Source organism: Labilibaculum antarcticum (assembly GCF_002356295.1).
GTDB lineage: Bacteria > Bacteroidota > Bacteroidia > Bacteroidales > Marinifilaceae > Labilibaculum > Labilibaculum antarcticum.
In genome coordinates this window covers 5,058,376-5,081,050 of sequence record NZ_AP018042.1, presented here as the reverse complement: position 1 = coordinate 5,081,050, position 22,675 = coordinate 5,058,376, and the positions used below count along the sequence as shown (strand labels likewise).

Sequence of the window (22,675 nt, the reverse complement as noted above, 5' to 3'; positions counted from 1 at the left end):
TATAATTAATTATTAAAGCTCCTTAATGGAGTTTTTTTAAAAGAAAATATATGTACTTATTTTTCGATACAGAAACAACTGGTCTACCTAAACGTTGGAATGCTCCAGTTACAGATTTAGATAACTGGCCAAGACTCGTTCAATTAGCATGGCTTCTTTATGATAGTCGCGATAATGAAATAAAAAGAGCAAATAGAATCATTATTCCTGAAGGATATATTATTCCTCCTGAAGCTTCTAATATTCACGGCATTTCAACACAAAAAGCTATTGATGAAGGAATTGATTTGACTGAGGCATTAAACGAATTCTCGAAAGCATTAAACGAGGCTGATTTTCTTATTGCTCACAATATTAGCTTCGATGAAGTAATTATTGGAGCCGAATTTCTAAGGAAAGATATCAAAAGCAGATTGATTGACATCCCTAAAATTTGTACCATGAAAACCACAACTAATGTTTGTAAAATACCTGGGCGAAGTGGTTACAAATGGCCTAATTTGACTGAGCTTCACCAATTTTTGTTTCAAAAAGACTTTGAAGGTGCTCATGATGCACTAGCAGATGTTAAAGCATGTGCCGATTGTTTTTTTGAGTTAAAAAAAACCGGGATGTATCAAGTACAAGGAAGTTTATTTTAAAAAATAAAGGCAGATCAAACGATCTGCCTTTTTCTTTATATTACTTCTCCAAATAAGTCGTAATCTTCAAAATCGTTAATTTTAACGGTATAAAACTCACCAATTTTAAGGTCAGCTCCTTTAATTGGGATTAAAACCTCCGGGTCAACTTCATACGAATCAAATTCTGTTCGTCCGTAATAGAATTCGGCATCCTTTCTATCAATCACAACTTTCAATTCTGCCCCTACTCTTTTTTCGTTTACTGCTCGTGAAATCCCCTGTTGCAAAGCCATGATATCATCCTTCCTGCTTTCTTTTATCTCTAAAGGAATATTATCATCGTAATTAATGGCCGCATAAGTATCATCTTCATTTGAATATGGAAAAACTCCCAAGCGTTCAAACTTCATCTCCGATACAAACGCCATGAGATCCTCCATATCTGCTTCGGTTTCTCCAGGATGACCAACTAACATTGTAGTTCTAAGAGTAATTCCTGGAACCTCCTCCCTAATTTTGGTAATTAGCTCAATAGTTTTCTCACGATTAATACCTCTTCGCATTAAATTTAATACATTATCACTGGAATGTTGAAGTGCTATATCAAGGTAACGACAAACTTTTGGATTCTCCCGCATCAACTTGAGAATTCCATATGGAAATTGAGTAGGATATGCATAATGTAACTTAATCCACTCTAAACCATCTATTTCAGAAAGCAACTGAATCAATTCAGCAAGTTTCGATTCGTTATATAAATCATGTCCATAGTAGGATAAATCCTGAGCAATCACCAATAGCTCCTTCACCCCATCTTTTACTAGTCCCCTTGCCTCTTCCAATATATCTTCCATCGGTCTGGAAACATGCTTTCCTGTAATGATAGGAATGGCACAATACGAACAAGATCGATTACACCCCTCGGAGATTTTTAAATAAGCAAAATGTTTAGGCGTAGTAATCATTCTAAAATTCTTAAAATCAGGTTTGTAATCCTTATTTAATTCTTTTATAATCAATTGCCATTCAAATTTCCCAAAGAAATGATCTACCTCTGGAATCTCTTTCACTAAATCATCACGATAACGTTCGGATAAACAACCCATTACAAATAATGTGTCTATTCTACCTGCTTTTTTTTCTTCTACATATTGAAGAATCATATCTATCGACTCCTCTTTCGCATCACCAATAAATCCACAAGTATTAATAATGATAGTTCTTGCATCACTATTCTCTTCATCACAGCCAACTTGAAATTGATTGGCATCAAGCTGTTTCATTAACAATTCAGTATCAACCAAATTCTTTGAACAACCCAAACTAACAATATTTATTTTCGTCTGATTCATATATAAATTTACTTTTATCGACTTAATTTTTGGCAAAAATAAGAGAAAAAACTCTTTTTCCCATTTGAATTTGAAATATTAACAGGTTTTAGAAAAAGAAAGGCTGTCCATGAGAGACAGCCTTTTCAAATATCATCAGGAGATTCGTTTAACTAAATAAAGAATCTACAAATTCGTTTCTATTGAATACTTGCAAATCTTCCATGCTTTCTCCAATTCCTATGTATTTTACAGGTACTTTAAATTGGTCAGATACACCAATAACAACTCCCCCTTTTGCAGTACCATCAAGCTTAGTAATGGCCAATGCATTTACTTCGGTTGCCAGGGTAAATTGTTTCGCTTGCTCAAATGCATTCTGCCCGGTTGATCCGTCTAACACCAATAAAATTTCATGCGGAGCTTCGGGAATAACTTTATCCATCACGCGCTTGATCTTACTCAACTCATTCATTAAGTTGATTTTATTATGCAAACGTCCTGCAGTATCAATAATAACCACATCTGAACCATTTGCTTTAGCTTGAGTAAGAGTTTCAAAAGCGACAGAAGCGGGATCCGCACCCATTCCTTGATCTACAACCGGAACACCTACTCTTTTGGACCATATTCTTAATTGCTCAACAGCCGCCGCACGAAATGTATCCGCAGCTCCAAGTGTTACCTTTTTTCCAGCCTTCTTGAATTGATAAGCTAATTTTCCAATGGTAGTTGTTTTTCCAACACCATTAACACCAACAACCATTATTACATAAGGATTATCAGATTTTGGCAAGTCAAAGGCTTCGTAATCACCTTTATTATTCTCCTCTAATAGACCAGAAATCTCCTCTTTAAGAATACGATTCAATTCAGAAGCTCCCAAGAACTTATCCTCTGCTACACGCTTTTCAATTCGTCCAATAATTTTCAAGGTGGTATCAACCCCAACATCAGAAGAAATCAAAACCTCCTCCAATTCATCAAGTACATCATCATCAACTGTGGTTTTACCGACAACAACACGAGTCAACTTCTTAAAAACACTGTCTTTTGTCTTAGCAAGTCCTTTATTAAGATTTTCTTTTTTTGATCTTGAAAAACTCCCAAATAATCCCATTTCCAATTAAATTTTAGTCTGCTAAAGTACAAAAAAATGAACTTACAAGCAATTAACAATAAATGAATTAAAGCTATAGAAGAAAGTAATATTAGAAGGTATAAAAAAAGCTTCCCAATAAAATTAGGAAGCTTTTAGTATTATCTGAAGTTCTTTACTATTTAGCAAAGAAGTCCTTTACCTTGTCGTTTGGTACAATTTCTTCTTTAAAAGAATATGAACCAGTCTTAGGTGATTTTACCATTTTGATTACCTTAGCGAAACCACGGCCTTCACCTTTTTGTAGGGATGCTACTACTTTCTTAGCCATATCTCAATTATTTAATTTCTCTGTGAACAGTTACCTTCTTCAAAATTGCATTATACTTTTTCATCTCCATACGATCTGGAGTGTTTTTCTTATTCTTAGTAGTAATGTATCTTGAAGTCCCTGGCATACCGCTTACTTTGTGCTCGGTACACTCAAGAATTACTTGCACTCTATTGCCTTTTTTAGCCATTTTCTATGCCTTTTTAGTATTTTTTAATAAATCCTTTTTCTTGAGCTTTCGTAAGTGCACCTTTTACTCCTAATTTGTTAATTAGTCGTACTCCTGCAGCAGAAATCCTTAGCTCAATCCAGCGATCCTCTTCAGGAAGATAGAACTTCTTATCGAAAAGATTTGGATAGAATCTTCTCTTAGTTCTTCTTTTTGAGTGAGAAACATTGTTCCCAACCATTACGCTCTTTCCAGTAATTTGACAAACTCTTGACATAGTCCAGATTATTTTTTTCCTTAAACGCTTTTCAAACAGGTCGCAAAATACGTGATAATTTTCTTGAAAATCAAATTATTTCACAACTTTTTACAGATAAATTTTAATGTGGATTCATTTGCTCCATGCACAACAAACACAATGCATGTCTAAATAGTAAAGAGTTTGTTCTTACAAACAATAAATTCTTTTTTTTCAATAAATAAAGAAATGAATATCACACTTAGCTACAAAAATAAAAAAATCCCTCTATATTTTAGAGGGATTTTAAATAAAAATTATAAAAAATCTTATTCTTCTTTAAGAGATTTAAATCCTTCACCAAGAATTTCATTTGCTTCAGTAACATTAACAAAAGCATTAGGATCAACTTCTCTAATGTGCAATTTAAGAATTTCTAATTCTCTTCGACTCATTACAGAGTAAACCATTTTTTTCTCTTCCCCTGAATAAGCCCCTGTTCCTGTGAAAATTGTAGCACCGCGCATCAAGTCATTTTTAATTTTCGAGGAAATTGACTCGTACTGATCAGAGACAATCATTACGGTCTTATGATAATTTGCTCCACTCACAACCATATCGATTATCTTTCCTTCAATATAGATAATGATTAATGAGTAAATTGCAAATTCCCATCCAATAGCGCCAGTTTCACTTGGCTGAACGAGTGTGAACAGCACAATAATACCATCAACAATCATTACTAATTTACCCAATGACAACTTGGTATATTTGGCCAAAATCATTGCAATAATATCAGACCCCCCTGAAGTCGCACGTGATTTAAAAATGAATCCAATTGAGATACCGTAAAAAACACCTGCAACAATTGTATTCAGCATTGGATCTGCAATCACCTTGGCATAACCTGGGGAGATATATGTCTCCATGATCCAAACAGTGAACAGAATGATAGAAATACTCACAATTGTTTTAATCCCGAATCTGGGACCAAGAATAATTGTACCTAAAATTACCAATGGAATCTCCATTGCAAAAGTACAGTAACTAATCTTCCAGCTAAACATTGTGTTTAAGACAGTTGCAATACCGTAAACCCCACCTGGAGCCAACTTGTAAGGAACGACAAATAAAATGTCGGAGACTGCAAAAATAATACTCCCAATAATGAGGTATAAATAAGCGCTAATCCATTCATTTGATAAGAACTTTTCTTTAGTAATAAAAGCCATTTTTTAATTGTTAGTTTAAGTGTGTGAAATTCGCCGACAAAAATAGATTCGCTTCCTCTAAATACAAGAAAAATCATCAATTTTATCAGCTAAACAGTTGCTTGAAAATCAGGAGCTAACATATTTTCAGCATGTTTTTTTAAACATGTTTATCTAAATCGTGAAAAATAAACGTCAATATTTCACTTATGAAAAAGTACTTATCCTCATTTCATCTGATCTAGACCTAACTAATACATTTCTTTATCTAACCGAAGAGTAACGCTTATGATTACTAACCTTGTTTTGTACAAAAAAAAGAGCCACTCATTAAATGAGTAGCTCTGATATGATATTTTTAAATACTTATTTCAATCCACTTCTCTTTAAAAGAGGTTCGATAGAAGGTTCTTTACCTCTAAATTCCAAATATAGATTCATAGGATGATCACTTCCCCCTTTTTCAAGAATATTTTCCCGAAATGAATTTGCGATTTCTTTATTGAATATACCTGCAGTTTTAAAAGCATCAAAAGCGTCTGCGTCTAAAACCTCTGCCCATTTATATCCATAGTATCCCGCACCATAACCTCCGGCAAAAATATGCGAAAACGAAGTGCTCATACAGCTTGTCTCAACCCTATCGAACAATTCCGTTGATGCCATAGCCTTATCCTCAAAGACAGCAACTTCATCGGTCACCGGCTTTGTAACGCTATGCCATGCCATATCATTTAATCCAAAGCTAATTTGACGCACAAAAGAATAACCACTTAGGAAATTCTCACTATCAATAATCTTCTGCACAATTTCTGATGGAATTTTTTCTCCTGTTTCGTAGTGTTCAGCTACATCATCAAGCCATTCCTTTTGTGTGGCAAAGTTCTCCATAAATTGAGATGGCAATTCAACAAAGTCACGGTATACACTTGTCCCGGAAAGACTACTATATGTGCATTTAGACAACATTCCGTGCAAAGCGTGACCAAACTCATGTAAGAATGTTGTTACTTCATTAAAAGTAAGCAAAGATGGCTTTGTCTCACCAGGTTTCGTGAAGTTGCATACAATAGAAATATGCGGACGATGATCTAAACCATTCTTTCGGTATTGATCAACGAAGGATGTCATCCACGCTCCTCCTTGTTTCGAATTACGAGGATGAAAATCAGTATATAGTAAGGACAAAAACTCTCCTTTTTCATTAGTCACCTCATACACATCAACTTCTTCATGGTATTTCGAAAGATTAGGGTTGATATTAAATTTGATTCCGTATAGACGTGTTGCTAACGAGAAAACGCCCTTTTTAACTCTTTCTAACTCAAAGTAAGGTCGGGTAATTTCATCATTAACATCAAATTTTTCTGTTTTTAATTTTTCAGCATAATAAGACCAATCCCATCGTTCTAATTTAAAATCAGCGCCTAAGCTTTTGGCGTAGTCTTGCAACTCCTTAAATTCTTCTTTTGCCTTTGGCATCGAAGCATCTAATAATTCAGTAAGAAAATCAAAAACCTTACTTGATTTTTCTGCCATTCTTTCTTCTAGAACAAAATCTGCGTAAGAATTGTATCCGAATAGCTGAACTTTCTTCAAACGCAGTTCAACAATGCGTTTGAGAGTCTCCTGGTTATCGTATTTGTCGTTAAAACAGCGAGAAGTATATGCTTTAAACATTTTCTCACGTAATTCTCGATTATCAGAGTATTGCATAAAAGGAACATAACTGGGAAATTGAAGAGTAAATCCCCATCCTTCCTTATTATTCTCCTTTGCAACGGTTCTTGCTGCTTCAATAATACCATCCGGTAGACCGGATAAGTCTTTTTTATCGGTAATATATAGCGCAAAATCATTTGTTGCAGCCAATACATTCTCACCAAACAGCAGGCTTAACTTAGAAAGCTCTTTTGATATTTCTCTAATCTGATCTTTTTTCTCTTTTTCCAAATTGGCACCCGATCTCACAAAGGATTTATAACGATCTGTCAACAATTTTTCTTGTTCAACAGTCAGTTTCAATTCACCTTTTTGATGATAAACTTCCTTTACGCGGGAGAATAGTTTCTCATTCATGATGATATCATTTGAAAACTCTGTTAACATTGGCGAAATTTCTCTGGCCAATGCCTGCATCTCATCATTTGTATTGGCATGATTCAAATTGAAGAAAATAGAAGCCACCCGATCTAATTTATGTCCGATATACTCTAAAGCTTCAATCGTATTTGCAAAACTTGCTTGATCTGTATTATCAGCAATTTGATCTATTTCCATTCTCGCGATTTCAACACTCTCGGTAAAAGCAGGCAAATAATGGTTTATCTCAATTTTTTCAAAAGGAGCTGATTCGTATGGAGTAGTAAATTCGTTTAGTAATGGATTTGTCTGTACAGTCATAGTTATTTTTTTATATCAAAAACAAAGATATAAAATTGAAAAGCCAATCAATCCAGAAAAAATCTAATTATCCAGAAAATTTCCGGATAGCACTTCTACACCTCCAAACAACCATTATTACCACCTGATAATATGCGACTTAGTATATGCGTAAACCTATCTGTGTTTTGATAATATTTTTTTACGCAAACCTTTCCATTCGATCTATAATAAGCAATATATCAATACGTAAGGAATCATTTCATGAAAAAATCCCTATATTTGATTCAATAAAAACAAGGGGGATTTGTAATTATCAAGCGTTATCGAAATGAAAGGCATGAATTTTCTTATCCAAAAAAGTTTACACACAGAAGCAATAATTCCACTTTTTGCTTCTGAATTGTTACGTCCTACGCTCACATACCACTTACCCACTCATCCCGTTGGGTATTTCTCAATTAGCATCTTGAATTAATATTTCTTTTTGCCATTCATTAGCCAATGAATGGATACTCAATACATTCCAATTTTAAGACTGGAATTAAATTCTCGTACTTTAAATTGTCATACCTAATATATATGAAACGAATTTGCATTAAAATCGGCTCCAACGTTCTTACAAATGAGAACGGAGAATTAAATACATCCCGAATTAAAAATATTGTCCATCAAATATCCTCACTACGAAATCAAGGAATACAATGTATTCTTGTATCATCGGGAGCGGTTGCTGCAGGTAAAAGTAAAGTAAAACTGCCCGCAAAAATTGATACTGTATCAGCAAGACAGGTATGGTCAGCTGTTGGTCAGGTAGAGCTACTGAATACCTATTCCTCTTTTCTTAGCGAGTTTGATATAGGATGTGCGCAAGTTCTTGTTACAAAACAAGATTTTCGAACAAGAGAGCACTATTTAAACATGAAGAACTGTTTAAATTCTCTTCTTAATAATGGAATTCTACCAATTATTAATGAAAATGACGCTGTATCGGTTACGGCTTTAATGTTCACCGATAATGATGAGTTATCTGGCTTGATTGCATCGATGATGGATGTTGAAGCACTTTATTTGCTGAGTAATATCAATGGAATTTATACAGGAAACCCTAATGATTCTAATTCCACCGTAATACAAACTGTAAATGGTGATATTAACCGATTAAAACAATACATCACGACGCAAAAATCTAATTTTGGAAGAGGTGGAATGCTAACCAAATGCACTATTGCCGGAAGAGTTGCCAAATCGGGAATACCAGTGCACATTGCTAATGGTGCAATTGACAATATCGTATTGGAACTTATTAATTCACCTGACAAGGTAAATCACACAAGTTTTACGGCAAGCAAGAAGGCATCAACAGTGAAACAATGGCTGGCGGGATCTGATGGTTTTGAAAAGGCCGAATTGGTTATTAATAAAGGTGCAGAGGAGGCTTTGCTCTCAAAAGAAGCAACAAGTTTATTGCCTATTGGTATCATGAATATGATTGGAGATTTTGAAAAAGGTGACATTATTAAAATAATTGGCTCAACAGGAAAAGTAATAGGACTTGGGAAAACACAATATAATAAAAGTAAAGCAGAAAGTTATATTGGAACAACTGGCGCAAAACCCCTGGTTCATTACGATTACCTTTTTCTTTACTAAAGAAAACGGTCGACAAATTCTATTGTATCGATTTAAAAAATAAGAATTAACTTACTTACAATACTTGATTTAAACCCATAATCATTCAAAATATGAATTGCACGGAACAACTATATAAAGTCAAAGAAGCTTCCAGAACCATGTGTTTACTAAGTTCTGAAAAGATAAATAATGTGTTAAAAGATCTTGCAAAGTCTCTAAGAGAGACAACTGCACAAATTTTAGAAGCCAATAAAGTAGATTTAGACTTAATGTCTGCATACGATCCAAAATATGATCGTTTACTACTAAGCGAAGAAAGAATTAATGGAATAGCTGAGGATATTGAAAATATCCTAAAACTGACTTCTCCATTGGGAAAAATACTCTCTGAAAAAACGCTTGAAAATGGTTTGCTAATTAAAAAAGTAAGTGTTCCATTAGGAACTGTAGGTGTCATTTATGAGGCACGGCCTAATGTTACGCTTGATGTTTTTGCACTTTGCTTTAAATCTGGCAATGCCTGCGTTTTAAAAGGTGGTAATGATGCCGAAAATTCGAATAAAGTTTTGGTTGAGTTAATAAAGAAGACACTGATCAAAAATGAGATTAATCCTGATATTATTCAATTACTACCTTCGGCCAGAGAAGCGGCTACGGAGTTAATGAATGCAATAGGTTTTGTAGATGTTCTAATACCAAGGGGCTCTCAGAATTTGATTAATTCAGTTCGGCAAAATTCTAAAATTCCGGTAATTGAAACTGGAGCCGGTATTGTACATACCTATTTTGATAAAGACGGAGATTTGCAAAAAGGAAAACAGATTGTATATAATGCCAAAACTCGCAGAGTAAGTGTTTGCAATGCATTGGACTGTCTAATTATGCATAAAGACCGACTTGCTGATTTATCAACGCTAGTAAATAAGCTACAGGATAAAAAAGTTGAAATATTTGCAGATCAAGAAGCTTACGATGCTATTAAAGATACCTACCCTGAGTCTCTACTTAAAAAAGCAGATGAGTCTTATTTTGGAAATGAGTTCTTGAGTCATAAAATGTCGATTAAAACTGTTTGTAATTTTCAAGAAGCTACAGATCATATCTATAAGTACAGTTCGAAGCATAGTGAAGCCATTATTAGCGAGAATTCAAAAACCGTAAGTGACTTTTACTCAGTGGTTGATGCTGCAGCAATTTATTCTAATACTTCAACGGCATTTACCGATGGGGCACAATTTGGATTAGGAGCTGAAATTGGGATAAGCACACAAAAATTACATGCTCGGGGACCTATGGGTTTGGAAGAATTATGCTCCTACAAATGGTTGATTACCGGAAATGGACAAATTAGAGAATAAGTAGAAAATAAAACGTAAGTTTTTCAAATCTAATCCGGTGAATATTTATATTCTACCGGATTTTTTATTTCCTTTTTTCCAAAAAAAAGGATTTATTACTTTAGAATAACAAAATCATTAAAAAGAGGCATTGTCAATACTTGAACTGATCTATTCATGATCACAATAATCACCATTAGATTCCTTTTTTCATTGATGAATACATCAACATATTACACTAAAGGTGATATACGGATAATACTACATTCTTAAAATATTACAAAACGACACCCATAAACATCAAAAAACACCGGATTCAGCACCATACGAACGGCTTCCAAAACAAAAATCGCTTTCCATTCGCCACAAAACCAATCAGATTTGACTAAAATAGGAGCTTCCGAAAAGCCACCGCTTGCTTAAGACATAGCAATGGCCAGCATTGTAATTATTGGAAGATTCATCTAAAATTAATCCTTATCTTAATCTAGTACTGAATATAAAACTCAATCTTTTGATTATTTTTGCATCTTTAATTTCAACAACAAATTGACATGAAGCAAAAACTATCCTTTTATACTGACAGAATAAATGACTTTAATAAGCAAAGCTCTGATCTGCAAAAGCAAAATAGAAACCTCTCTTTCTTACGTTTGATAAGTGCGATTGGAGCATTCGTGTTATTTTATGTAATTCTTTCCTATTCTCTATTAATTGCAAGCACAGTTGCTATCACACTAGTACTCTCATTGATTTATTTTGTAAGAAGATACAATCGTAATAGTAAAAATAGTAAAAGGCTAAAGGCTTTAATTGAAATCAACGAAAATGAAATCTCTTGCTTGCAAACACGCCATAGCAGGCTTTTTTACAATGGTGAAGAATATTTAAAGCCAAATCATTCTTATGCATCAGACTTAGATGTATTTGGCAAGTATTCTCTTTTTCAATTAATTAACCGAAGTGTTACAAAAACTGGAAATAACACTCTTGCTAATTGGCTTTCAAAGCCATCGTCTAATAAAGAGATTCGCAAAAGACAAGATGCCGTTAAGGAATTGGCAAAAAAAATTGATTGGAGACAAAATATTATTCAATATGGTTTTACAGGCAAACTAAAAAATGATGATCCCAATTTTGTTATTGAATGGGGTAAAAAGCCCTCTCTTTTTCATGGTCAAAAACTATTGAAGATCGTTGTAACTGTTATGCCGTTTCTTTCCTTAGCAGCCTTAATTTATGCTTTTATCGGCTCGCAAGCTCCTATTACAATTATGATATTGGCTAATATTGGAATCCATTACTTCAATCGCAAAAAGGTTAGTAAGGAGCATGAACAAACTTCGAAAAGAGGGGAAATGCTCAAAACCTACTCCTATATTATTGAGCAGTTCGAAAGAGGGAATTGGGAATCTGAAAAACTGAATGAGCTTAAAACTACATTAGCAACTGATGATCAGCCAACGGCAAAAAAAATAAACCAATTGACCCGTTTAATAGAATTACTTGATCAGCGCTTGAATCTTGTTGTTCAATTCCTTTTCAACCTTTTGTTTTTTTATGAATTGCACATATTGTTTCGGATTGACCGTTGGAAGGAAAAATACGGCCATGACATTGAAAAATGGTTTGATGCGATCAGTGAAATTGAAGCGATATCCAGCCTCGCTAATTTAAGTTTTAATCATGAAGATTGGGCTTTCCCGAAAATCTCTGAGAAACACTTTGAATTGGAATTAAAAGAAGCAGGACATCCGTTGATTGATCAGAAAGCTAGAGTGAATAATGACTATCAGCTGAATGGACCAGGAACTGTGCATATCGTTACAGGATCGAACATGGCAGGAAAAAGCACATTTTTGCGAACAGTTGGTGTCAATATTGTTTTAGCTCTTTCTGGTGCACCGGTTTGTGCCAAAGAAATGAAAGTTTCTAATGTTGAAGTCAACACCTCTATGAGAATTAAAGATTCAATAGAAGACAATGAATCATCATTTTATGCAGAGCTAAAGAGAATTCAGCAGGTTATTGAAAAGGTGAACAAAAAAGAGAAGACATTACTGCTGTTGGATGAAATTTTAAGAGGGACTAATTCGAAAGATAAACACACCGGATCGCGGGCATTGATTAAGCAATTGGTGAAACACGATGCTGTTGCCATGGTTGCGACTCACGATTTGGAGTTATCCATATTAGAAGAGGAGTTACCAGGACAAGTTGAAAATCGATTCTTTGACATTAAAATTGATGGTGATCAGCTTTATTTCGACTACAAAGTGCAGAAAGGATTTTGCAAAACCTTTAATGCTCCAATTTTAATGCGGAAAATGGGAATTGATCTGGAAATATTGAAGGAAGCATAAAGCTAAATACTTTTCCATGATCTGGTAATCCTGTTTGGGTGATTTTAAATGCCTTCCCATATTGGGGAATTTGCCTTGAATGCTTCGAAGTGCACTCCCTCAATTGGGAAACAGGATTGTATCGGTTAGAAGTGATTTCCCACAATTAGGAGCAAGCTTTGGATGATTCAAGCTGCTCTCCCATAATTAGGCAACTTGCTTTGGGTAGTTCAAACTGCTCTCCCATATTCGGGAAAGAGGCTTATGATGGTTTTGAGTGCTCTCCCACTTTTGGGAACAGGCTTTGGACGGTTTGAAGTGCTTTCCCATCATTAGGAAGGCTTTTTTGGATGATATGGATTGGCAAACTTGATTTTAAAAAGAGATTCAAACAACAAAAAAGCCGAATCAGAAATGATTCGGCTTTTTTTATGCTGTTTTTGTACTAAGCCACTGGTTTTATTTTAAAGGATCGTATAAAAAAGAACAACCCAATTAAAACAAAAGGTATACTTAATAATTGTCCCATATTCAATGCCATTCCCTGTTCAAAAGCTTCCTGATTTTCTTTTATGAATTCGATAAAGAAACGTGCAGTAAAAATCATCACGAAAAAGGCTCCAAACAGTCTTCCACTGTATTGTTTTGCATTTGTTTTCCAATACATGAACGACAATACAGCAAAGGAAATTAAATAACATATTGACTCGTATAACTGAGCTGGATGTCGAGGAGCCAATGGCTCATAAATAGATGCTCTGATGAATTGAATCCCCCATTCCGAATGAGTTTGAGTTCCGATAATTTCAGAGTTCATCAAATTTCCAAAACGAATAAAACATCCCGCCAAGGCAACTGGAATTACGACGTAATCCAATATCCAAAGCATTGACTTCTTGCTGACTTTCTTTGAATAAAACCACAATGCGATAAGAATTCCAATTGTAGCGCCATGAGAAGCTAATCCTCCACGCCAAATTTTTATAATTTCCGCTGGATGCTGAGAATAGAATTCCCAACCATAAAAGAATACATGTCCCAAACGAGCTCCTACAACTGTTGCAATCATGGTATACAGAAACAACTTATCAAGCCATTCCAGTTCAATACCATCTTTTTTAAACATCTTTTCTACCAAATAATATCCCAACAAAAAGCCTAAAGCGAAAAGTAATCCGTACCAACGGACAGCTACAGGGCCGATTCTAAATATTTCCGGGTCGATATCCCAAAGGATTGAAAGCAACATATGCGTTTTTTAAATTTTGGTAAGTAAAACTAAATGGATTGTTTCGACTTGCGAAACAATCCATGTCAATTTAGTATGATTTTTTTAATTATGGAAATTAAGCAGGAACTCCTTTTCCATGACATTGTTTGTATTTTTTACCACTACCACAAGGACAAGGTTCATTTCTACCCACTTTTTGAGCGACACGAACTGGCTCCATCTTTTTTGGCTCCGATTTGCCCCGACCTCCGCCAATTTCTTCTTTGGTAGTTTTTAAATTGCTTAAATCGGTTCTTTTACGCTCTTCGGCCTTACGAATATCTTCAGGATCCGATAATGGAATATGACCTTTCATTAAGCTGCTAACAACACTCTTATTTGTAGTTTCAATCATCGTTTTAAACAAATTGAACGATTCAAATTTGTAGATCAACAATGGATCCTTTTGTTCGTAAGAAGCATTCTGAACAGATTGTTTCAAGTCATCCATCTCACGCAAATGCTCTTTCCAAGCATCATCAATGGTTGCAAGAATAGATACCTTCTCGAAAGAACGAACCAAGTTTTCAGCCTTACTCTCGTATGCTTTCTTTAAGTTGGTTACTACCTGAAACATTTTAGAACCATCGGAGAATGGAACCACAATATTCTCATATATTTCCGCTTTGGATTCGTATACATTTTTGATTACCGGATAAGCTTGTTTGCTAATTGATTCCACTTTTCGCTTGTAGTTATCTAAAACCACTTGGTAAATCTTCTCAGTAACTACTTCTGGTTTCTCCTTCATTAATTCCTCTTCACTGATTGGAGAATCGGTTGATAAAGTACGAATTAAATCTAGTTTAAACTCCTCAAAATCACCACCATGATATTCATTTGCAATCAATTCAGACAAATCAAACATCATATTGGCAATATCAACCTGAATACGCTCACCAAATAAGGCATGACGGCGACGTTTATAAATAACCTCACGCTGAGAGTTCATTACATCATCGTACTCCAATAATCGTTTACGAATACCGAAGTTATTCTCTTCCACTTTTTTCTGGGCACGCTCTATCGATTTGCTAATCATGCTGTGCTGAATTACCTCACCCTCTTTCAGTCCCATTTTGTCCATCAACTTCACAATACGATCTGAGCTAAATAAACGCATCAAATCATCTTCCAAAGACACAAAGAATTGAGAAGATCCAACATCTCCCTGACGACCGGCACGACCACGTAACTGACGGTCAACACGACGGGAATCATGACGCTCGGTACCAACAATTGCCAAACCACCAGCAGCTTTTACTGCTTTGGTTAGCTTAATATCAGTACCACGACCAGCCATATTTGTAGCAATGGTTACAGTTCCTGATTGACCTGCTTCCGCTACAATATCTGCTTCGCGCTGATGTAATTTTGCATTCAGTACGTTGTGCTTAATTCCTTTAATCTTAAGCATACGACCTAATAATTCAGAAATTTCAACTGATGTTGTTCCTACCAAAACCGGACGACCAGCTTTTACCAGATCAACAATTTCATCAATTACCGCTGAATATTTTTCTCGTTTTGTTTTATAGACTAAATCCTCACGGTCGTCACGAATAATTGGACGGTTGGTTGGGATTACAACAACTTCTAATTTATAGATATCCCAAAGCTCACCTGCTTCTGTTTCCGCAGTACCAGTCATACCAGAAAGCTTCTGATACATTCTAAAGTAATTTTGAAGAGTAATGGTGGCAAATGTTTGAGTCGCAGCCTCTACTTTTACATTTTCTTTAGCTTCAATTGCCTGGTGTAAACCATCTGAGTAACGACGGCCTTCCATAATACGCCCTGTTTGCTCATCTACAATTTTCACCTTACCATCCATCATAACATACTCTACATCATTTTCGAAAAGAGTATATGCCTTTAATAGTTGGTTAATTGTATGAACCCTTTCTGATCTTACAGAGTAAGCCTGAATCATTTCATCTTTCTTAGCTAATTTTTCTTCATCCGAAAGATCTGATTTTTCAATAACGGCAACTTCTGATCCAATATCAGGTAACACAAAGAAACCTGAATCTTCAGCATCAGCACTAAGCAGGTCGATTCCTTTATCAGTAAGTTCAATAGAATTATGCTGTTCATCAATAATAAAATATAGCTCATCAGTAACGATGTGCATATTTTTACTATTTTCCTGCATATAGAAATTTTCGGTTTTCAAAAGAATGGCCTTATTTCCCTGCTCACTTAAGAATTTAATAAGTGGCTTCATTTTTGGCAAACCTTTAAAGGTTCTAAGCAATAATTTTGCACCCTCCTCAAGCTCCTTTTTATCTTCGCTGTTCAGTAATTTTTTAGTATCGGTAAAAATCTTCATTACCAATTCATTTTGAGCTCTCACCAAATTTTGAACCTTAGGTTTCAAATTATCAAACTGTTGATGCTCACCTCTTGGAATTGGACCGGAAATAATCAATGGAGTACGTGCATCATCAACCAAAACCGAGTCAACTTCATCGACAATCGAATAATTGTGACGGCGTTGAACCAAATCCTTAGGATTTGTTGCCATATTATCACGCAGGTAATCAAAACCGAACTCATTATTTGTTCCAAAAGTAATATCAGATGCATAAGCTTTTCTTCGTTCATCTGAATTTGGAGAGTGTTTATCGATACAGTCAACAGATAGTCCGTGGAATTGGTAGATTGGTCCCATCCATTCCGAGTCACGTTTTGCAAGGTAATCATTCACAGTAATCAAGTGAACACCTCTACCAGTTAATGCATTTAAAAATACAGGTAAGGTAGCCACAAGAGTTTTACCTTCACCTGTTGCCATCTCTGCAATTTTTCCTTGATGAAGAACAGTACCACCAATCAACTGAACATCGTAATGAATCATGTCCCAGGTTATCTCAGTTCCACCTGCAGTCCATGAATTAAAATAGACCGCAGTATCACCATCTATTTGTATGTTATCGTAATAGGGAGCTAAATCTCTATCAAATTTAGATGCTGTTACTTCCAGCTCTTCGTTTTCGGTAAATCTGCGTGCTGTATCTTTTACAATAGCAAAAGCAGTTGGAAGAATTTCGTCCAGTACTTCTTCTATTTTAGCGTCAATTTTATTTTCGATTTCGTCAATCTGATCGTAGATTAATTCTCTCTCATTGATTGAGACATCGCCATTTTCAACCTTTTCTTTAAGACTTAATATTTCGTCTTGTTCCGTTTTAATGAAATCCTGAATATGTTGCTTTAATTTATCTGATTCTCCACGAAGATCATCAGTACTTAAAACTGTGATTCTTTCATATTCTGCTTTAATCTGCCCTAAATAAGGGGTCAAATCTTTAAGGTCTCTATCTGACTTATTACCAAATAATTTACCTAATGTAGTATCTATAAAACCCATTTTGATTTGTTGAATTCGATGTGTAAAATGTTTTCAACTATAAAGTTGAAAACGAATAATAATATAACGAGTGAAATTTCCTATGGAAAACAGGAAAGGAAAGTTAGGCTAAAACCGGGGCTCTTATATGAAAATCCCCCTCAGGTATTGTACTAAGAATAACTTCTGGTAAGATTGAAAAACATTGCAATGTTTGTGATATTGGAATGCTTTCCAAAGGAATAACTTGATCTGCTACAGGGAATTTAGGTAAATTCTCAAGTAATGAAAAGTTTTCAATACTTGGAATGTATTTCCCAACCAATTGATCCTGTTCTACATGAGCAAGTATTGTCGATGAATAGGATTCATCCAAATTTTGAATATGATCGGCGTACCATTCGGCAAACAGATGATGATCAACAGACATTTCCTGGCCATTGGCCATAGGAACTGCCGCTGCACAACCTGTGAGCACACAAAATACTACTATTAAATACCTGTTCATATCCATAGAATCCAAAAGTAAATATTTTTATTGACTTAACAGTTCTACATCATAAAAAAAGCCTCACTAATGTGAGGCTTTTTTAAAATAATTTATTTTTCAACTATGCTTGAGTTGAATCAACAAAAACTCTAGCCTTAAATTCTTTGTCCATCATATACAAACCATGGCCTTTTCCTTCAAACATTCTCAATTGATCAAGAATTTCGTTAACTGTAGCTTCTTCTTCTACTTGCTCATCAACAAACCATTGTAAAAAATTTACAGAAGCATGATCTTTTTCTTCAATAGCAACATTAACACAGCCATTAATTAAGCCAGTCACGATTTCTTCGTGCTTCAATGTTTCTTCGAAAATATGCAAAATACCATTCCAGTCTGCAGGAACTTCAGTAATTGGATTCAAAACGACTCTTCCGCCTCGTTCATTTACGTAATCCAAAATTTTCATTGCATGAGAAGTTTCTTCCTGGAACTGTACTTTCATCCAGTTTGCAACGCCAGGCATTCCATTCGCATTGCAATAGTTAGACATTGATAAATAGAAATAAGCAGACCAAAATTCAGCATTGATTTGCTTGTTCAAAATTTCCTCTACTTTCTTACTAATAGCCATAACGTATAATATTTTATGTGTTTTCTAAATCCTCCTCAAAAATAGCAAGAATTACACGAAAGCCCTACGATTGCCAATGTAGATTGATTCTATTTTATATTTGATCAAAATATTTGTCAACTCTTTTGTATAAATAGCAACATATTTAAAATTTCCCTGAAAAATTGGCTGGATTCTAGGATGATCTGTTATTTTTTATCTCTATTTTTAATATTCCACAAAAAAAATGTGGTAACTATTAAAAACATATTTCTATGGATCCAGTATGGCTAGCAATTGCATTTGCATTAGGACTTCTTGTTAAACTGATTGGATTACCTCCATTGGTTGGCTATCTGATTGCTGGCTTTACACTTAAATATTTTGGTGCGGAGTCCGATGATTTAATCCGAACCATATCGGATATGGGAATCACCCTACTTCTCTTTACCATTGGACTAAAACTAAGGATTAAAGACCTTTTACACAAGGAGGTTTGGGGAGGAGCATCAATTCATATGTTGTTAGTGACCCTGCTCATGGCATTGATTTTATTTGGTTTAAGTTATACTTCTCTACATATCTTCACTGATTTCACATGGCAACAGGCATTGATCATTGGATTTGCATTAAGTTTCTCAAGTACCATTTATGCCGTAAAAATATTGGAAGAAAAAAGTGAACTGAAATCGGCTTACGGTGTTCTATCCATTGGAATTCTGATCATACAAGACATATTCGCGGTTTTCTACATTGTATTGGTTGCAGGAAAACTCCCTACTATTTGGGCAATAGGCTTACCTGTACTTTTTGTTATCATTCGTCCGGTATTACTTCTAATTTTAGATAAAATCGGACATGGTGAGATACTTGTACTTTATGGGTTTTTTCTGGCATTTGTTGTAGGTGCTGAGCTGTTTACAGTTGTTGGTTTAAAGGCCGACTTAGGAGCTTTGGTTGTTGGTATTCTTATATCCAATCATAAGAAAGCAAAAGAGCTGGCAGACTCTCTTATGAACTTTAAAGACATCTTTTTGATCGGGTTTTTTCTATCCATTGGACTAATAGGCTTACCAAGCCTTCAAATGTTAACATTAGCAATTGTGCTAGCTTTGGCAATTAACTTTAAAGTCATCCTTTATTTTTGGGTATTGACCAGATTTCGGGTTCGTGCCAGAACATCTTTGTTTACCTCTTTAACTCTTGCTAATTTCAGCGAGTTTGGATTAATTGTTGCCTCCATTGCTGTTGCTAAAGGTTTAATTCCTTCCGATTGGCTAGTATCGATTGCAATTGCAGTCGCTACTACTTTTATCATCTCATCACCTCTTAACGCGAAAGCACATAAGATATACTATTCACTTAAAGATCATTTGCGCAAATTCGAAACACAAAAACGTTTGATTTACGATAAAGCTTTTGATATTGGAAATGCTGAAATTCTTGTGTTTGGTATGGGTAAACTTGGTCTATCTGTTTACGATCAACTAAACAAAACCTATGGCCGCAAGGTTCTTGGGTTAGACTACAACTACGATGTAGTTCAACAACTAAAAAAAGATGGAAAAAATATTCAACAGGATGATGCTACAGATAGTGAATTTTGGGAGAATATTTTTGAAAAACCTGATAGTCACAAGGTAAGGTTGGTTATGCTTTGTATGAATGACCACAAATCGAACATTTTTGCCGTTGAGCGATTGAAAGCGACTAGTTTTAAAGGAAATATTGCAGCCATTGCTCGATTCGATGATGAACGCAAGCAACTTGAAAAAATGAATGTAGATGCTGTTTACGACATCTACTCAGAGGCTGGTTATGGTTTCGCTAATCATGTTTGTCATCAGATTGACATTGGTTGTACAGCTTCATAACATTCAAATTAGAGAGGTTGAATATATTTCGGTTAATAAACCTGATACAAAAATAAAAGGCCTCCCAAAATGGAAGGCCTTCAATATATTTAATCGATAATATCTGATTTATATTGCATCGATTATTGTATTTAAAGTCACACTAGGACGCATAGCCTTAGTTACCAACTCCTCGTTTGGCATAAAATAGCCACCAATATTCATTGGCTTACCTTGAGCATCGTTTAATTCAGCTACAATCTTAGCTTCATTTGCTTTCAAATCTGCAGCAACTTTAACGAATGTCTTTTTCAATTCAGCATTCTTATTCTGAGCTGCAAGTGCTTCAGCCCAATACATTGCTAAATAAAAATTAGAACCACGGTTATCCAACTCATTTACCTTACGTGATGGTGATTTTTTTTCTTCTAAAAACTTACTTACACCTAAATCAAGAGTTTCTGCAAATAAAGCAGCTTTCTCATTATTGAATTTATTTGCCAAGTGCTCTAAAGAAACACCTAAAGCAAGATATTCACCTAATGAATCCCAACGTAAGTGACCTTCAGTCAAGAATTGTTGAACATGCTTCGGAGCAGATCCACCTGCACCTGTTTCAAACAAACCACCACCATTCATCAAAGGAACGATTGAAAGCATTTTAGACGAAGATCCTAGTTCCAAAATTGGGAAAAGATCTGTCAAGTAGTCACGCATTACGTTACCAGTTACCGAAATCGTATCTTCTCCTTTACGAATTCTTTCTAATGAGAATGCAATTGCGTCATCAGGAGCCAAAATACGAATATCCAATCCTTTTGTGTCGTACTCAGCTAAGTAAGTATTTACTTTAGTAATTAACTGAGCATCGTGAGCACGATTTTTATCTAACCAGAAAATAGCTGGAGTATTAGTTGCTTTAGCTCTATTTACAGCCAATTTAACCCAATCCTGAATTGGAGCATCTTTCGCCTGACACATTCTAAAGATATCACCTTCTTCAACCCTCTGATCCATAATAACAGTTCCGTTGAATTCAACAATACGAATCGTACCTTCGCCTTGAGCTATGAACGTTTTATCGTGAGAACCATATTCTTCAGCTTTTTTAGCCATTAAACCAACATTCGATACAGATCCCATAGTTGCTACATCGTAAGCACCATTTTTTCTACAGTCATCGAAACAAACCTGGTAAATAGTAGCATAACATCTGTCAGGAATTAATGCTTTGGTATCCTGAAGTTTTCCTGTAGCATTCCACATTTTTCCACCATCACGAACAACAACCGGCATCGAAGCATCTATAATTACGCTGTTAGGTACGTGTAAATTGGTAATTCCTTTATCAGAATCAACCATAGCAATATCAGGACGAGATTTATATACTTCCATAATATCAGCTTCGATTTCTTTTTTCTTAGCCTCAGGAAGTTTTTCAATTTTAGCATAAAGATCACCTAAACCATTATTGAAGTTTACGCCTAATTTTTTAATTGTATCAGCGTGCTTCGAAATCGCTTTTTCGTAGAAAACCTCAACAGCGTGCTTAAACATGACAGGATCTGATATCTTCATCATGGTTGCCTTCAAGTGAAGTGACCATAGTAATCCCTCATTTTTAGCAGCTGCAATTTCTTTTGCGTAAAATGCACGTAAAGCTTTCACATTCATTACAGATGAATCAATAACTTCACCTGCTAATAACTCTAGCTTCTCTTTTAATACACTTACATTTCCGGCAGTATTAACATACTCAATTCGTACATTAGTAGGATTAGCCATAGTGACTGATTTCTCGGTACCATAGAAATCACCTTCTGTCATAAATGCGATATGCGATTTTGAATCAGGAGACCATTTACCCATTTTGTGTGGGTTATTTTTAGCGTACTGCTTAACAGAACCTGCAGCTCTACGATCCGAGTTTCCTTCACGAAGCACAGGATTTACTGCACTACCCAAAACTTTAGCAAATCTTACTTGAAGTGCTTTATCTTCTTCTGTTTTAGCCTCTTCTGGATATTGTGGAATATTGTACCCCTTTTCCTGCAATTCCTTAATTGCTGCTTGCAACTGTGGAATTGAAGCACTAATATTTGGCAATTTAATGATGTTTGCGTCCGGAGTTAAGGAAAGCTCTCCTAATTCGGCTAAATAATCAGAAACTCTCTGCTTTTCAGTTAAATTCTCTGGAAAATTAGCTAAAATCCTTCCTGGCAAAGAGATATCTTTTGTTTCAATTTCAATACCTGAAGTTTTAGTGAAGGCCTTAATAATTGGCAATAGTGAATAAGTTGCCAAGGCTGGGGCTTCATCAATTTTAGTGTAAATGATTTTTGACTTCTGTGCCATGTTAGTTGTTGTTTTGAATGATTTAATAAATAATAAAAATTCAG

General features: G+C 35.1%; 17 protein-coding genes. 5 read left to right on the top strand and 12 right to left on the bottom strand.

All coding sequences use genetic code 11. The features are described 5' to 3' along the window. Positions 1-50 precede the first annotated feature (50 nt). The gene (locus ALGA_RS20320) at positions 51-641 is read left to right on the top strand and encodes a 3'-5' exonuclease (protein ID WP_096432410.1); all 591 of its coding nucleotides are present in this window, start codon (positions 51-53) and stop codon (positions 639-641) included. A gap of 35 nt (positions 642-676) precedes the next feature. Here ALGA_RS20320 and rimO read toward each other — a convergent pair whose 3' ends face one another. From rimO to ALGA_RS20285, 7 genes are all read right to left on the bottom strand, one after another. After that, positions 677-1,975 (bottom strand): 30S ribosomal protein S12 methylthiotransferase RimO, encoded by a 1,299-nt coding sequence (rimO, locus tag ALGA_RS20315; protein WP_096432408.1) that lies wholly within the window; start codon positions 1,973-1,975, stop codon positions 677-679. 148 nt (positions 1,976-2,123) lie between these two features. Continuing rightward, the gene (gene ftsY / locus ALGA_RS20310) at positions 2,124-3,074 is read right to left on the bottom strand and encodes a signal recognition particle-docking protein FtsY (RefSeq protein WP_096432406.1); all 951 of its coding nucleotides are present in this window, start codon (positions 3,072-3,074) and stop codon (positions 2,124-2,126) included. A gap of 157 nt (positions 3,075-3,231) precedes the next feature. Then, the gene (locus ALGA_RS20305; RefSeq protein WP_096432404.1) at positions 3,232-3,384 is read right to left on the bottom strand and encodes a DUF4295 domain-containing protein; all 153 of its coding nucleotides are present in this window, start codon (positions 3,382-3,384) and stop codon (positions 3,232-3,234) included. Positions 3,385-3,391: 7 nt separating this feature from the next. Beyond that, on the bottom strand, positions 3,392-3,574 hold the full coding sequence (gene rpmG, locus ALGA_RS20300) for a 50S ribosomal protein L33 (RefSeq protein ID WP_096432402.1): 183 nt from the start codon (positions 3,572-3,574) through the stop codon (positions 3,392-3,394). Between the two features lie 13 nt (positions 3,575-3,587). Next, a complete protein-coding gene (rpmB, locus tag ALGA_RS20295; RefSeq protein WP_096432400.1) occupies positions 3,588-3,830 on the bottom strand; it encodes a 50S ribosomal protein L28 in 243 nt (80 codons plus the stop codon). A 290-nt stretch (positions 3,831-4,120) separates the two neighbouring features. Continuing rightward, on the bottom strand, positions 4,121-5,023 hold the full coding sequence (locus tag ALGA_RS20290; protein ID WP_096432398.1) for a YitT family protein: 903 nt from the start codon (positions 5,021-5,023) through the stop codon (positions 4,121-4,123). Between the two features lie 345 nt (positions 5,024-5,368). Next, positions 5,369-7,405 carry a M3 family metallopeptidase gene (locus ALGA_RS20285; RefSeq protein ID WP_096432396.1) on the bottom strand — a complete coding sequence of 679 codons (2,037 nt, stop codon included), beginning with the start codon at positions 7,403-7,405 and terminating at the stop codon, positions 5,369-5,371. 561 nt (positions 7,406-7,966) lie between these two features. Here ALGA_RS20285 and proB point away from each other — a divergent pair. The 3 genes from proB (at position 7,967) to ALGA_RS20270 (ending at position 12,719) form a co-directional block, all read left to right on the top strand. After that, positions 7,967-9,037, top strand: a complete 1,071-nt coding sequence (gene proB / locus ALGA_RS20280; RefSeq protein WP_096432394.1) for a glutamate 5-kinase — start codon at positions 7,967-7,969, stop codon at positions 9,035-9,037. Positions 9,038-9,129: 92 nt separating this feature from the next. Further along, a complete protein-coding gene (locus ALGA_RS20275; RefSeq protein WP_096432392.1) occupies positions 9,130-10,377 on the top strand; it encodes a glutamate-5-semialdehyde dehydrogenase in 1,248 nt (415 codons plus the stop codon). Between the two features lie 533 nt (positions 10,378-10,910). After that, positions 10,911-12,719, top strand: a complete 1,809-nt coding sequence (locus ALGA_RS20270) for a MutS-related protein (protein WP_096432390.1) — start codon at positions 10,911-10,913, stop codon at positions 12,717-12,719. Positions 12,720-13,143: 424 nt separating this feature from the next. Here the strand turns inward: ALGA_RS20270 and lgt are convergent, their stop codons facing one another. From lgt to ALGA_RS20250, 4 genes are all read right to left on the bottom strand, one after another. After that, entirely contained in the window at positions 13,144-13,947 is an 804-nt protein-coding gene (lgt, locus tag ALGA_RS20265; protein WP_096432388.1) for a prolipoprotein diacylglyceryl transferase, read from the bottom strand. Between the two features lie 97 nt (positions 13,948-14,044). Then, positions 14,045-17,341 (bottom strand): preprotein translocase subunit SecA, encoded by a 3,297-nt coding sequence (gene secA / locus ALGA_RS20260; protein WP_096432386.1) that lies wholly within the window; start codon positions 17,339-17,341, stop codon positions 14,045-14,047. 103 nt (positions 17,342-17,444) lie between these two features. Then, on the bottom strand, positions 17,445-17,828 hold the full coding sequence (locus tag ALGA_RS20255) for a hypothetical protein (protein ID WP_145957691.1): 384 nt from the start codon (positions 17,826-17,828) through the stop codon (positions 17,445-17,447). 103 nt (positions 17,829-17,931) lie between these two features. Continuing rightward, on the bottom strand, positions 17,932-18,444 hold the full coding sequence (locus ALGA_RS20250; RefSeq protein WP_096432382.1) for a ferritin: 513 nt from the start codon (positions 18,442-18,444) through the stop codon (positions 17,932-17,934). A gap of 254 nt (positions 18,445-18,698) precedes the next feature. On the opposite strand from ALGA_RS20250, the gene ALGA_RS20245 reads away from it, so the two are divergent. After that, entirely contained in the window at positions 18,699-20,297 is a 1,599-nt protein-coding gene (locus tag ALGA_RS20245) for a cation:proton antiporter family protein (protein ID WP_096432380.1), read from the top strand. A gap of 108 nt (positions 20,298-20,405) precedes the next feature. Here ALGA_RS20245 and ALGA_RS20240 read toward each other — a convergent pair whose 3' ends face one another. Further along, positions 20,406-22,631 carry an NADP-dependent isocitrate dehydrogenase gene (locus tag ALGA_RS20240; RefSeq protein WP_096432378.1) on the bottom strand — a complete coding sequence of 742 codons (2,226 nt, stop codon included), beginning with the start codon at positions 22,629-22,631 and terminating at the stop codon, positions 20,406-20,408. Between the last annotated feature and the right edge of the window lie 44 nt (positions 22,632-22,675).

Excerpts from the sequence above, each read along its gene's own strand:
- ALGA_RS20320 (WP_096432410.1), top strand. The coding sequence starts at position 51 with ATGTACTTATTTTTCGATACAGAAACAACTGGTCTACCTAAACGTTGG.
- rimO (WP_096432408.1), bottom strand. The coding sequence starts at position 1,975 with ATGAATCAGACGAAAATAAATATTGTTAGTTTGGGTTGTTCAAAGAAT.
- ftsY (WP_096432406.1), bottom strand. The coding sequence starts at position 3,074 with ATGGGATTATTTGGGAGTTTTTCAAGATCAAAAAAAGAAAATCTTAAT.
- ALGA_RS20305 (WP_096432404.1), bottom strand. The coding sequence starts at position 3,384 with ATGGCTAAGAAAGTAGTAGCATCCCTACAAAAAGGTGAAGGCCGTGGT.
- rpmG (WP_096432402.1), bottom strand. The coding sequence starts at position 3,574 with ATGGCTAAAAAAGGCAATAGAGTGCAAGTAATTCTTGAGTGTACCGAG.
- rpmB (WP_096432400.1), bottom strand. The coding sequence starts at position 3,830 with ATGTCAAGAGTTTGTCAAATTACTGGAAAGAGCGTAATGGTTGGGAAC.
- ALGA_RS20290 (WP_096432398.1), bottom strand. The coding sequence starts at position 5,023 with ATGGCTTTTATTACTAAAGAAAAGTTCTTATCAAATGAATGGATTAGC.
- ALGA_RS20285 (WP_096432396.1), bottom strand. The coding sequence starts at position 7,405 with ATGACTGTACAGACAAATCCATTACTAAACGAATTTACTACTCCATAC.
- proB (WP_096432394.1), top strand. The coding sequence starts at position 7,967 with ATGAAACGAATTTGCATTAAAATCGGCTCCAACGTTCTTACAAATGAG.
- ALGA_RS20275 (WP_096432392.1), top strand. The coding sequence starts at position 9,130 with ATGAATTGCACGGAACAACTATATAAAGTCAAAGAAGCTTCCAGAACC.
- ALGA_RS20270 (WP_096432390.1), top strand. The coding sequence starts at position 10,911 with ATGAAGCAAAAACTATCCTTTTATACTGACAGAATAAATGACTTTAAT.
- lgt (WP_096432388.1), bottom strand. The coding sequence starts at position 13,947 with ATGTTGCTTTCAATCCTTTGGGATATCGACCCGGAAATATTTAGAATC.
- secA (WP_096432386.1), bottom strand. The coding sequence starts at position 17,341 with ATGGGTTTTATAGATACTACATTAGGTAAATTATTTGGTAATAAGTCA.
- ALGA_RS20255 (WP_145957691.1), bottom strand. The coding sequence starts at position 17,828 with ATGAACAGGTATTTAATAGTAGTATTTTGTGTGCTCACAGGTTGTGCA.
- ALGA_RS20250 (WP_096432382.1), bottom strand. The coding sequence starts at position 18,444 with ATGGCTATTAGTAAGAAAGTAGAGGAAATTTTGAACAAGCAAATCAAT.
- ALGA_RS20245 (WP_096432380.1), top strand. The coding sequence starts at position 18,699 with ATGGATCCAGTATGGCTAGCAATTGCATTTGCATTAGGACTTCTTGTT.
- ALGA_RS20240 (WP_096432378.1), bottom strand. The coding sequence starts at position 22,631 with ATGGCACAGAAGTCAAAAATCATTTACACTAAAATTGATGAAGCCCCA.